This is a genomic window from Luteolibacter sp., from assembly GCF_039920825.1.
Lineage (GTDB): Bacteria > Verrucomicrobiota > Verrucomicrobiia > Verrucomicrobiales > Akkermansiaceae > Luteolibacter.
Genome location: NZ_JBDSCX010000041.1, coordinates 167,435 through 179,800, shown reverse-complemented (window position 1 = coordinate 179,800; position 12,366 = coordinate 167,435). Strand labels below are relative to the sequence as shown.

Below are 12,366 nucleotides of genomic sequence, written 5' to 3'. Positions count from 1 at the left end.
CTCCAGCCACGGTTAAGCGATTTCGGGAGCGGTCGCAAGGGCGAGCTCGATAATCGCGGTGGCTTCGGCGAGTTCGGCTCCGGCGAGTTCGAGGCGTGGCGGGCGGACGAGGTTGTTGCCGAGTTTTCCGCCGCTGGCGAGGTTCTGCTGGAGCTTGATGAGCTGGACGAATTTTACGACGGTGTCCATGCGCAGCATCGGAAGCATCCAATGATAGATCGGCATGGCTTCCTCGATTTTCCCGCTGGTGGCGAGGTCCCAGAGCTTCACGTTGTGTTTCGGGAACGCGCCGCCGACGCCGGTGATCCAGAATTTCGCACCCATCGCCGCACCTTCGAGCGCGCAATCATCAACACCGACGCCGAGTGTCAGGCGATCACCACAAACCTCGCGGATGCCGGCGACGCGGCGGGCGTCGGTGGAGGATTCCTTGACGGACTCGACGTTCGGGCATTCGTCGGCGAGTTCCTTGATCTGCGCGGGGATGAAGTCGGTTTTGTAGGCGACCGGGTTGTTATAAATGATGCACGGCAGGTCGGTGGCATCGATGACCGCCTTCATGTGCGTCTTCATTTCGCGCCAATCGGAAGCGTAGAGATACGGCGGCAGCACCATAAGTCCGCGGCAGCCGTTGTCCTTCGCGGCTTTGGCGATGTCCACAGCTTCCTTGGTGGAAAGCGCGGCGACGCCGGGAATGATCGGGGTGTTAGGGAGTGCGGCGACGTAGGTTTTTTGCAACGCGAGCTTTTCCTCGAATGAAAGCGTGGCGCCTTCACCGAGCGATCCGTGGCAGACGATGGCGGTGCAGCCGTTGTCGATCAGCCATTTGCCGTGCTCGGCCATGAGGCCGTGGTCGATGGTGAGGTCGGCGTTGAATTGGGTCAGTGTCGCGGGCATGACGCCCTTCCATTGGATGCTCATGATGTATTGATGTTAGATTGGTGAGGGGATGCCGTGGAGGAATGGATCGGCAGGATCGAAAAGGTAGGTGCTCTCGCCGTTGACCCAGGCGCGGCCGGAAACGCGGGGGAGTATTTTTCCATCAGGCAGTTCTTCGACGCTGCCTGCGAAGACGGTGTCGAGGATGCCGGCTTGCCGCCAGATTGCGCCGGGAGCGAGTTTTCCATCGGCATGAAGGCAGGCGAGTTTGGCGCTGGTCCCGGTGCCGCAGGGCGAGCGGTCGTAGGCTTTTCCGGGGCACAGGACGAAATTCCGGCTGTCTGCCAGCGCGGGATCCGACGGCGGGCCGAACACTTCGATGTGATCGATTTCCATGCCGTTGTCGCCGGTGATGCCTTGTTTTTCGAGTTCGTGACGAACGAGGCAGGTGAAATCCGTGAGCGCTTCGAAATTGGCGAATTTGACGCTTGGGCCTTGGTCTTCAATGAGGAAAAACCAATTTCCGCCCCACGCGATGTCGCCACGCACGGTGCCGTAGCCGGGGACTTCGACGGGGACGCCTGCCGCTTTCCGGTAGCTCGGGACGTTCGCCACTTCGACGGAGCCGTCGGCACGCAGGGTTGCGACCACGACCCCGACGGGGGTGTCGATCCGGTGCGAGCCGACGCGGATTTTCCCCATGTGCGCCAGCGTCACGGTCAAGCCGATGGCACCGTGGATGCACATGTTGAGCGTGGAGAGGTTGTTGAAAAAAATCACGCCGCAGACGCAGTCGGGCTCGGAGGGTTCGCAGAGCAGTGCGCCGACCATCGCTTCATGGCCGCGAGGCTCGTTGCAAACGGCGCTGCGAAGCCAGTCGTGCTCGTCGCGCAGGCGCTTCGCTTTTTCCGCCATCGTGCCATTTCCAAGATCCGGCGCGCCCGAGACAACGACCCGCGTGGGCTCGCCTTCAGTGTGCGAATCAATGACTTGGAGTGGAACTTGGCTCATGGGCTGCATGATTTATAGCATCGGGGTCTTGGCGAATGCTCTAGCGGGGGCTTCCGAATTCGTATAGGAAATCCGCACCGGGGAAACTAGCATGGGCAAAGCCGCATCACTTCGCAAATCGTTCTTTGAATCACTCGATGGCATCCTGCCTGTGGACCGGCTTTTCGACGGCGTGCCGGACATCGTTTTCTTCATCAAAGACGCGGACGGCCGCTACATGGCGGTCAATGACACGCTCGCCGCGCGCTGCGGATTGGCCGATAAGGAAGCGGCGCTCGGCCTCACGGCTGAGGAATTGTTTCCGCCGCCGTTGGGAAATGCGTTCGCGCTGCAGGACCGGGAAATCCTGCGTGGCGGAAACCCCATCCGTGATCACCTCGAACTCCACCTCTACCCGGGCGGGCGCAGCGGTTGGTGCCTCACCTTCAAAGAGCCGGTTATGGGGAAAAACGGCCAAGTCGCCGGGATCTGCGGCATCTCACGCGACCTTCATTCGCCGGGGGAGCAAGGTGAGGACTTCGCGGCGTTGTCGGGAGCGGTTGACTACATTCATCGTCACTATGATGAAGCCCTGCGTTTGCCGGGACTTGCGGAAATGGCGGGGCTATCCGTCTATCAGTTCGACCAGCGCATCCGCTCGCTGTTTCACGTCACCGCCGGGCAGTATCTTGTGAAGGTGCGGATCGACGCCGCCTGCAAGTGTCTTTCCGGCAGCAACGAGCCCATCGCGCAGATCGCCCTCTCGTGCGGCTATTCCGATCAATCCGCGTTTTCCCGGCAGTTCAAGCAGGCCGTCGGCATCAGCCCGCTGGCCTATCGGAAAAAAGTCGCGCGCGATTGATTCCGCATTTCAAAAAATCCATGGCCCCCACCGATTCCCCCCGCGAGACGCAGCCGCGCAAATATGCGATTTTCATTTCCTATCGCCATGCGGACAACATGGAGATGGGCCGCAAATGGGCGACCTGGCTGCATGAGACGGTGGAGAATTATGATATTCCCGCGGATCTGATAGGAAAGGTCAACCAGCGTGGCGAGCAGGTGCCATCGACGCTCTATCCGGTGTTCCGCGACGAGGAGGAACTGCCTGCCGATGCGGATCTATCGGTCAACATCCGCCGCGCCTTGGAAAACAGCAGTCTGCTTGTGGTGCTTTGTTCGCCGCGTGCGGTGCAGTCGAGGTTCGTCGCCGACGAGATCCGGCACTTCAAGGAAATCGGCAAGAGCAACCGCATCCTCGCGCTGATGATCGATGGCGAGCCTAACGCATCCGACGATCCGGAAAAACTCGCCCGCCTCGGAGCCGCCACCGAGTGCTTTCCCGAGCCGTTGAAATTCGGTGTGCCGGATGATTCCGGCCGCATCGATTGGTCGGAACGGACCGAGCCGATCGCCGCGGATTGCCGCCCCGGTGGAAGATCTGAGCAAGGGTGGACCACCGCCGCTGCCTACGCGGAGGCGTTGGAAAAGCAACCCGGCTTGACACGCGTTCAGCGTGCTGACGCCGTTCGCGAATACGCCGAGCGGCTCGAACTCGCGAAGCTCAAAGTCATCGCCGGAGCCATCGGCATGCCGCTCGGCGAGCTGACTCAGCGCGACAAGGTCCGGCAATTGCGCCGGGCGAAACAGCGCGCGCGTTTGCTAGCAGCTTTGAGCTCCGTCTTCGCACTGCTCGCCGGTGCTGCCGCCGTGCTCGGCTGGATGGCCAACGAGCGTCGCAAGGAAGCAGACATCCAGCGGCGCGATGCAAACACCCAGCGTCAGTCTGCGGTCACGGCACGCGGCGTGGCCGAAGCGGAGAAACGCCAGGCGGTCGCCACGCTTGCCGCATCGGATTTTCAGGAAGGCATCAACCGTCTCGCGAAATCCACCACCGCCCGCAGCGGTCTGGCCTACCTCGCGCGTTCGGCAAGAGCGGGACATGCCAGCGCAGCCACCCGTATTTGGACCTTGTTTCAACAACGCTCCTTCTGGCTCCCCGAGCCCGCCTCCGCGATTATGCCAGCGGCGAGCCACCATCGTCTGGAGCCCGTGGTGCCGCGGCCGGATTTCGCCAAGCTGGATCTCGATGGAGAAGAGGTGGAACCCACTTGGTATGGTGAAAGCGATGATGGCTTGCGCTGCGTCACGGTGGTCAGCACCGCCGAGGCGGGCGAGGGGGCGATTACTTTCCGCTTTTGGGAAATTTCAGGAAAACCGTTAGGACCGTGGCTCACGCTCGACTATCAGGGAGACAACTACCTCAGCGGAATCGTCTCCGCGAGCTTGTCCGATGACGGACGTTTCGCAGCCATCGTCGCATCGCCCTGGCGTGCTCCGCAATACGTAGAGGTCTGGGACGTCAACAAGGGCGTCCGCATCGGCGAGCCGATCCCTGCTGACGGTGGCCACCCGAACTATCAGGGTGCCGCTTTCGCGGATCTCTGGTTCGTACCCCGCGAAGAGGGTGCGCCCGGACCGATGCTTGTCACCTTGTCCACCAAGGGAAATGCCACCGTCCATCGTCTCGACGCCGATCCTGAAAGCCCCGACTTGTTTTCCCTCGTCACGAATTCGCATGATCAATCGGTCCAACTCGCCGAGGTCGATCCCGCGCACAAGCTTTTCGTCAGCACCGCGGTGGATCGCTCAATCCGGATCAGCAGCCTTGAAACCGGCGAGCCGTTAGGTTGGCCGATCGCCGTGGATGGTACGGTCACCGGGATTCACGTGGATTCCGCGGATCACCTTTCCGTTCTTCTGGAAGGCGGGAAAACTGCGGCTTGGCGGTTGCTGGGGCCCACCCGGATCGCCTCTCCCGCGCAGACTTCTCTAACGACAATCGATGCGAAAGGCCTGCACAAGGTTTGGCCGACCGGCGATGAGGAAGAGGGTCTGGCTGCAAAGCCTCTGGTCATCGCCGATCAGCTGGGAAACCGGCAACTGATCATCGCTGATGAAACGCAGTTGAAGATCATCAGTGCCGGCAAACCGGATCAAGAGCCGGAATGGAGCCGCCGTTTTTCCGCACCTATCGCCCACGCCCGTTTCTCCGGCGACGATGCGATCATCGTCCAGACGGAGTTTTTCTCCACCGAGATTTGGGATGTCAGGAACGATTTACTGAAACACCCGGTCATTGACGAAGCCGCACTGTTCACGCCGGATTCCAGCTCGGACACGGTTCTTCTCAGCTCTCTATCTGCCGATGGAAAGCTCACCCTTTCCCGCAGTTTCCTGTGGGATCCGCCAAACATGGGCATCTATGCCTTCACCGTTTGGGACACCGCGACCGGCAAACCGGTTTCCGACCGGATGAGTCGGATCGACGATGCGGCTTCCGAAGCAATCACGGAAAACCACGCGGAGTTCGGCACCGACGGGAGTTTTTTGCTCTTCGGCAGGTCGGGAGAAAACGCCAAACCCGATGTCACCGGCAGCCTGCAACTCCATCCTCCCGATATTGTTGCGCCCGTCATCGCCAACCTCTCGGAAGCACTCGGCGGTTTCCGTCTGAAGCCCGATGGAAATCTTGAAGCTGTCACGGAGGCTCCATCACAGGTCCTGGACCGCGTGAGAGAAAAGCTCGGCTCTCGATAAAATCGAGAGCTGAAGTGGCACGATTTCGATAAAAAATGAGAATTTTTCTGGCGCGATTCAGTAAATCATGCCATAAAAGCGGTGGTTCTGGCACGATTGACGTCAATCGTGCCAGATACTAACAGAATCATGCCACTACAAATTCCAACCAAGGAATTCGATAACCTCCTCCGCATTATTGCCGGGAAGGCATCCGGCGCGTCCGTGAAAGAGCTGTTGGCGGAACCCGCACTCGGTTTTCCAAAACGCACCTTGCAGCGGAGGCTCGACCAACTCGTTTCCGAACGACGGTTGAAACCGGCCGGGAAAGGTCGCGCACGGCGCTATTTGGCCCCGGAGGAGGAGCCGCTTCCCAGAACCTTGGTGGTTCGTGAGGACACGCCGGTTTACAAAACCCGGCACGAATGGCTTTCGCCCGAGGCCTTGGAAATCCGCGCCATCATCCAGCGTCCCCTCGCGCAGCGGAATCCGGTAAATTATCAGGGATCGTTTTTGGAAGCCTATCAGCCAAACAAGACATACTACCTCCCGGAAGGCCTGCGGAAAGAACTCGCGGAAATCGGCCAAGTGGGCATGAGCGACCTTCCCGCTGGCACCTATTTCCGGCAAGTGATGGACCGCTTGCTGATTGATCTTTCGTGGAATTCCAGTCGGCTGGAGGGCAACACCTATTCGCTGCTTGAAACCCAGCGGTTGCTGGAACTCGGCGAGGACGCGGAAGGAAAAGCCGTGCAGGAAACCCAGATGATTCTCAACCACAAGGCCGCCATCGAAATGCTGGCGGACGATGCGGGAGAACTGGCTTTCAACCGCTACACCATCTGCAACCTCCATGCCTTGTTATCGGACAATCTCCTGTCGGATCCGGGGGCTTGCGGCCGTTTGCGTTCGCTACGGGTCGGTATCAGCGGAACGGTTTTTCATCCGTTAGGATCGCCGCAGCAGATCGAAGAGCGGTTTGAACAAATCCTGGAAAAAGCGACGGCGATCCGGGATCCGTTGGAGCAGGCGTTTTTCTCCATGGTGCATTTGCCCTATTTGCAACCCTTCGAGGATGTGAATAAACGGGTCTCGCGGCTTGCTGCGAACATACCGCTCGTCCGCCACAACCTTTGCCCGCTGTCATTCGTGGATGTGGAATCCTATGAGTACATCGGAGGATTGTTGGGCGTCTATGAGCTGAACCGCATCGAGTATCTACGGGATGTTTTTGTGAGAGCCTACCGGCGTTCATGCGCGCGCTATTCCAACGTCCGGCAGACTTTGGGTGATCCGGATCAGTTCCGCTTGCGTCACCGCGCCGACATCGCAAAATTTGTTAGGGAAGTGGTGCTCGGCGGTATGGACAAGCGCGTTGCGGCCAAATGGATCGCAGCAAATGCCGCCGGAATGGTTCCGCTGGCGGAGCGTGCGAAATTCATCGAGGTCGTGGAAACCGAGCTCGGCTGCCTGCATGGAGGAAATATCGCGCGCTATCGGTTGCGACCTTCCGAATTCGATGCGTGGATCAAGGACTGGAAATGAATGGCTATCAAAACCGCCCGGGCGACATCGCGTCGATCGGGCGGAACGGCGTGTCGCCTATTAGCAAATCCGCCACCAACCGGCCGCTAACAGGACCGAGGCTGAGGCCCATCATCGCGTGGCCGGTGGATGCTAACAGGTTTTTTAATCCGGGCACCGGGCCGAGATAGGGAACGCCGTCCGGAGATACGGGGCGCAGGCCGGCCCAGGGTTTGATGCCTTCGAAATCCTTTTCGGAAAACTTCGGGAAATAGGCGTGCACCGATTTCACGATGCCCCGCACGCGGGCGGGATTGATCGAGAGGTCGAGGCCGCCGACTTCCATGGTGCCGCCGAAGCGCAGGCTGCCGTCCATCGGGGTGATCGCGACTTTTGCCTCGGCGAAAATCGAGCACAGTTGCGGTAATTCCGGCGGCGACGGCAATGTGAGCGAATAGCCTTTCCCAGCTTGGAGCGGCAAATTCAAACCCACGGATTTCAGCAAGCCAGCGCTCCACGAGCCACCGGCGACGACGAATTGATCGCCCTCGAAGCGCCGCCCGTTTCCCGTGACGGCGACGACTTGCCCGCCGCGGGTTTCGATATGATCGACGATCACGCCGCTTTCGATGATCCCGCCCGCCGCGATGACGCGTTTGCGGATCGATGCCATGAAACGGCTCGGGCTGAGGTGGCAGTCCTGCGGAAAATAGACCGCGCCGGCGACGTTCATCGTGATTGCCGGGTCCAGTTGCGAGGTCGCCGCGGCATTGAGGACTTCGGCCTGTAGCCCGATTTCATGCGCCTCCTTCGCGACGTGCGCCTCCTCATCAAGGCCTTTCTGCGTTTTGCAGAGCATGAGTAATCCACGTTGCGCCAGCCCGAAATCCTCCTCGTCCGACAGCTCCGCAAACAGCCGCCGGCTCTCCAAACTCAGATCCCGCAGCAGCTCGCGTGACGTGGCGACGTGGCGCTCGGTCGAGTGTCGGTAAAACAGCCAGCCCCAACGCATCAGATCCGGACTCAACCTCGGCCGAACGTAAAACGGGCTCTCCGGATTGAACATCCAGCGCAGGCCTTTCGAAATCATGCCGGGGGCGGCCAGCGGTGTGAAATGGCTCGGGACGATCATCCCCGCGTTGCCCATCGAGCAATTGTCGCCGCCTGCCTCCTCGCGTTCGATCACGGTGACGGCGAGCCCGCGTTTCAGCGCATAGTAGGCCGAGCAAAGCCCGATGACTCCGCCGCCGACAATGACCACCCGATCCGATTTCATTGCCGCCAATCTATCCCACCCGTCTTGCCCGGGAAGCGAGAAATCCCTGCGGAAACCGCAACAATCCGGCACGATTCGTGTTACCCACCCGATGGGGGTGAAATTCACATTGGCTGCACGATTGTCGATAGCGACGACGTAAAACCGGGCGGCTGTCCCTTGTGCGCGCCCATTTCCCCAATAGATTCCGACCTCCACGATGCTCATGCCTCACTCCCAGTCCTTGTACCGGCGAACGCGTTTTTTCGCGCTCGTTTCCTGTTCGGTCCTGCCTCATGCGGGCCGGGCGGAGGCCGACTACGCGGGGATTTACGAGAAGGAAATCCTGCCGATCCTTGAGGACAATTGTTACGGCTGTCACGGCGACGGCGAGAACAAGGGCAAGGTGAGCTTCGATGAATTCAGTTCAACGGGCGAGCTCATGAATCAGCCGGAGCTGTGGGTCCACGCCTTGAAAAACATCCGCAGCGGGATGATGCCTCCGGCGAAAAAGGACCGCATCCCGCCCGATGATTTCGCGAAACTGGAAGACTGGATCAAACGCGGCGCGCTGAAACTTGATCCCCAGCATCCCGATCCCGGCCGCGTCACCTTGCGGCGGTTGAATCGCGTGGAATACCGCAACACGATCCGCGATCTGATGGGAATCGATTACCGCACCGACGAGGAATTCCCGGCGGATGATACGGGCTACGGTTTCGATAACATCGGCGACGTTCTATCCACTTCGTCGATGCTGCTGGAAAAATACATGCAGGCGGCGGAAACGATCGTTGCCCGCTCGGTTCCGTTAGAGCGGAAGATCACGCCGCAGCGGGACATCGAGGCTGACAACTTTCATGGCACGGGAGCCTACAACGGCAACTATTCCGAACTCAACGTTTCCCTTTACGATCCGGCGGACATCACCGCCACGCCGGAAGTCGCCAAGACAGGCACCTACCGTGTCGTCCTGAATGCGGTCGTCCGTGGTTCGTTTGCCTACGATCCCGGTCGCGCCGATTCGGAGTGGTTCATCGACGGCCAGCGGGTGATGCAGCAGCAGTTGAAATGGGAGGACGGGCGGAAGGTGGTGTCGTCCACCGAGGTGAAATGGGAGGCGGGAAAACATACGCTGCGATTCGTGATGAAGCCGCTGGTCGGCAAGGATCAGAAGCCCGAGGAAAAACCCGGCGACGGTCCGCCGAATGTCGATTTGAAATTCCAAGGAGTGACGCTGATTGGTCCGTTAGAGCCGGAGTTTTCCAAACGCCCGAAAAATTACGACCGCTTTTTCCCCCGCGAGGAAATGCCCCAGGACAAGGCCGAACAAACAAAGTATGCGGAGGAAATCCTGCGTGGTTTCACGACCCGCGCGTTCCGCCGGCCGGTGGACGATGCGACGGTTCATCGCTTGACCGGGCTGGCCATGGAGTCCGCGGAAGTTCCCGGTGGTTCGTTCGAGCGCGGCATCGCCCGGGCGATCACTGCGGTGCTCGCGTCGCCGCGATTCCTTTTCCGGATGGAAGACACTTTGCCGGATGAATATCCTCAGACGCATCCGTTGTTGGACGAATACGCGCTGGCCTCGCGGCTTTCCTATTTCCTCTGGTCCACCATGCCGGACGACGCGCTCTATCAGATGGCGGGGCGCGGTGAGTTGCGGAAGAACCTGCCCGCGCAGATCGAGCGGATGCTGAAGGACGATCGCTCCGACGAGTTGGTGGAGAATTTCGCAGGCCAGTGGTTGCAATCCCGCGACGTTGAGAGCGTTAGCGTGGATGCCCGGATCGTGCTCGCCCGAGATGCCGGTCAGGAGAAGGACATGCGCCAGCGGTTCGAGAGATTTCAGAAGCTCAACCGGGATATCGACGAGGCGGAGAAAGCCCACGACACCGCAAAGGTGGATTCCCTGAAAGCGGAACGCGGCGAGATGCGCAAGAAATTCGGCAACAATGGCAAGCGCATCGAGTTCAGCGGGTCGCTCCGCACCGCGATGCGCCGCGAGACGGAAATGATGTTCAAACATCTCATTCAGACCGATGGCAGCGTGCTCGGGTTGATCGAAAACGATTCGACCTATCTGAACGAGGAACTCGCCAATCACTACGGCGTGCCCGACGTGCACGGTGGCCAGATGCGTCTCGTGAAACTTCCGCCGGACAGCCCGCGGGGTGGCATCCTGACGATGGGAACCACTCTCGCCGTGACGTCCAATCCCACCCGCACCTCTCCGGTGAAGCGCGGGTTGTTCATTCTCGACAACATCCTCGGCACCCCGCCACCGCCACCGCCACCTAACATCCCTTCGCTCGAAGCCTCGGAAAAAACCCACGACGGCGATGACCGGACCCTGCGTGAAGCGCTTGCGATGCACCGCGAAAAGCCGTTGTGCTCTTCCTGCCACGACCGCATGGATCCGCTCGGACTGGCGATGGAGAATTTCAACGCGATGGGCCTCTGGCGCGACAAGGAACGGGGCCAGCCGATCGAGGGCGTTGGGGGGAAATTGATCACCGGCGAAACGTTCGCTGATGTGAAGGAACTCAAGCACGTCCTCGTCACCGCCCGCCGCACCGACTACTACCGCTGCCTCACCGAGAAAATGCTCACCTACGCCCTTGGCCGCGGTCCGGAACCCTGCGACATCACCACGGTGGACGGAATCGTGGAAGATTTGGAGAAATCCGAGGGTAAATTTTCAAAGCTCATCATCGGAATCATCGATTCCACCCCGTTTCAAAGACGCCACCGCACCACGCCATGAATATTTCTAACACCAATCGCCGCGCCTTCCTCCGCGGAGTGGGAGCCTGCATCGCGCTGCCCGCGCTCGAAGCATTCCTGCCCGGCCGCGCGATGGCCGCCGCCGTCGCCGCTTCGGGAAAAATTGCCACTACCGCCACGGGCGCGCCGTTGCGCATGGCTTTCCTCTATTTCCCTAACGGAGCAATCCAGAACCAATGGACGCCGACCGGCAGCGGCAGGGATTTCGCCTTCGGCAACACGCTCGCTCCGTTGCAACCCCTGCGTCACCGGGTTCAAGTTCTTTCCGGGCTCGAACACGTTAACGCCGAAGCCGGTCCCGACGGTGCCGGCGACCACGCCCGTGCGAACGGCACCTTTCTAACTGGCGTGCGGGTCAAGAAAACCGCGGGCAGCGACATTCGCGCGGGCGTCTCCGTGGACCAGATCGCCGCCAACCAGATCGGCGGGCTCACCCGTTTTTCCTCGCTGGAACTGTCCACCGATCCGCACCGGAAATCCGGCGGCTGTGACTCCGGTTATTCCTGCGCTTACGAATCCAATCTCGCCTGGCGTTCGGCCACTTCACCCCTTTCTCCCGAGTCGAATCCACGCATGGTTTTCGAACGCCTTTTCGGAGCGGGTGTTCCCGGCCAGCGCGGAGCCAGCCTCGTCCAGCGCCGCACCCAACAGCGCTCCATCTTGGACTTCGTGATGGACGACGCGAAGTCGGTCGAAAAGCAGCTCACCCATCGCGACAAGGCCAAGATGGACGAGTATCTAACTGGCCTGCGGGAGATCGAACAGCGCATCGTCACCGCGGAGAGCTTCAAGGACATTCCCGACCCCGCGATCCAGACCCCGGATGGAATTCCAACCGCTTACGACGACTACATCCGCCTCATGTTCCAAATGATGGCGCTGGCCTTCGAGACAGACGCCACGCGTATTTCCTCGATGATCCTCGCCCACGACGGCAGCAATCGCTCGTTCCCGGAAATCGAAATTGCCGAGGGACACCACTCGCTTTCCCACCACCGCGATGATCCGGACATGATCCAGAAGGTCGCGCAGATCGACCGTTTCTATGCCGAACGCTTCGCCGAGTTCCTCACCATGTTGGAGTCCAAGCACGACGCCGACGGCCAGACGATCCTACACAATTCGATGATCGTTTACGGCTGTGGAAACTCGGACGGAAACCGCCACACCCACGCGAACCTGCCTGTCGTTCTCGCAGGAAACGGCGGCGGAGCTTTGAACCCCGGCCAGTATTTCCAGACCCAGACCACGCCGATGTGCAATCTCTATCTGAACATGCTCGACAACATGGGAGTGCCCGCGCTCGAACGCTTCGGCGACAGCACCGGCCGCCTCTCCGGCATCTGAAAGTG

Annotated in this window: 8 protein-coding genes; 5 read left to right on the top strand and 3 right to left on the bottom strand. The window is 60.2% G+C overall.

Annotated elements, in window-relative coordinates; all coding sequences use genetic code 11:
- Window positions 1-12 precede the first annotated feature (12 nt).
- Both ABIQ96_RS11905 and ABIQ96_RS11900 read right to left on the bottom strand, forming a co-directional pair.
- Window positions 13-921: a dihydrodipicolinate synthase family protein gene (locus tag ABIQ96_RS11905; RefSeq protein WP_348214813.1), complete on the bottom strand. Its 909-nt coding sequence runs from the start codon at window positions 919-921 to the stop codon at window positions 13-15.
- 12 nt (window positions 922-933) lie between these two features.
- Window positions 934-1,890 carry a proline racemase family protein gene (locus tag ABIQ96_RS11900; RefSeq protein WP_348214812.1) on the bottom strand — a complete coding sequence of 319 codons (957 nt, stop codon included), beginning with the start codon at window positions 1,888-1,890 and terminating at the stop codon, window positions 934-936.
- Window positions 1,891-1,981: 91 nt separating this feature from the next.
- Between ABIQ96_RS11900 and ABIQ96_RS11895 the strand changes: the two genes are divergently transcribed.
- The 3 genes from ABIQ96_RS11895 (at window position 1,982) to ABIQ96_RS11885 (ending at window position 6,993) form a co-directional block, all read left to right on the top strand.
- Complete coding sequence (locus ABIQ96_RS11895; RefSeq protein ID WP_348214811.1) at window positions 1,982-2,731, top strand: AraC family transcriptional regulator; 750 nt, start codon at window positions 1,982-1,984, stop codon at window positions 2,729-2,731.
- Between the two features lie 20 nt (window positions 2,732-2,751).
- A complete protein-coding gene (locus ABIQ96_RS11890) occupies window positions 2,752-5,469 on the top strand; it encodes a toll/interleukin-1 receptor domain-containing protein (protein WP_348214810.1) in 2,718 nt (905 codons plus the stop codon).
- A 129-nt stretch (window positions 5,470-5,598) separates the two neighbouring features.
- Entirely contained in the window at window positions 5,599-6,993 is a 1,395-nt protein-coding gene (locus ABIQ96_RS11885; RefSeq protein WP_348214809.1) for a Fic family protein, read from the top strand.
- Between the two features lie 7 nt (window positions 6,994-7,000).
- Here the strand turns inward: ABIQ96_RS11885 and ABIQ96_RS11880 are convergent, their stop codons facing one another.
- Window positions 7,001-8,248 carry an FAD-dependent oxidoreductase gene (locus ABIQ96_RS11880; protein ID WP_348214808.1) on the bottom strand — a complete coding sequence of 416 codons (1,248 nt, stop codon included), beginning with the start codon at window positions 8,246-8,248 and terminating at the stop codon, window positions 7,001-7,003.
- A 205-nt stretch (window positions 8,249-8,453) separates the two neighbouring features.
- On the opposite strand from ABIQ96_RS11880, the gene ABIQ96_RS11875 reads away from it, so the two are divergent.
- Both ABIQ96_RS11875 and ABIQ96_RS11870 read left to right on the top strand, forming a co-directional pair.
- Window positions 8,454-10,994: a DUF1592 domain-containing protein gene (locus tag ABIQ96_RS11875; protein ID WP_348214807.1), complete on the top strand. Its 2,541-nt coding sequence runs from the start codon at window positions 8,454-8,456 to the stop codon at window positions 10,992-10,994.
- Entirely contained in the window at window positions 10,991-12,361 is a 1,371-nt protein-coding gene (locus tag ABIQ96_RS11870; protein WP_348214806.1) for a DUF1552 domain-containing protein, read from the top strand. Before ABIQ96_RS11875 ends, ABIQ96_RS11870 begins: the two co-directional genes overlap by 4 nt.
- Window positions 12,362-12,366 lie beyond the last annotated feature (5 nt).

Excerpts from the sequence above, each read along its gene's own strand:
- ABIQ96_RS11900 (WP_348214812.1), bottom strand. The coding sequence starts at position 1,890 with ATGAGCCAAGTTCCACTCCAAGTCATTGATTCGCACACTGAAGGCGAG.
- ABIQ96_RS11885 (WP_348214809.1), top strand. The coding sequence starts at position 5,599 with ATGCCACTACAAATTCCAACCAAGGAATTCGATAACCTCCTCCGCATT.
- ABIQ96_RS11895 (WP_348214811.1), top strand. The coding sequence starts at position 1,982 with ATGGGCAAAGCCGCATCACTTCGCAAATCGTTCTTTGAATCACTCGAT.
- ABIQ96_RS11875 (WP_348214807.1), top strand. The coding sequence starts at position 8,454 with ATGCCTCACTCCCAGTCCTTGTACCGGCGAACGCGTTTTTTCGCGCTC.
- ABIQ96_RS11890 (WP_348214810.1), top strand. The coding sequence starts at position 2,752 with ATGGCCCCCACCGATTCCCCCCGCGAGACGCAGCCGCGCAAATATGCG.
- ABIQ96_RS11870 (WP_348214806.1), top strand. The coding sequence starts at position 10,991 with ATGAATATTTCTAACACCAATCGCCGCGCCTTCCTCCGCGGAGTGGGA.
- ABIQ96_RS11905 (WP_348214813.1), bottom strand. The coding sequence starts at position 921 with ATGAGCATCCAATGGAAGGGCGTCATGCCCGCGACACTGACCCAATTC.
- ABIQ96_RS11880 (WP_348214808.1), bottom strand. The coding sequence starts at position 8,248 with ATGAAATCGGATCGGGTGGTCATTGTCGGCGGCGGAGTCATCGGGCTT.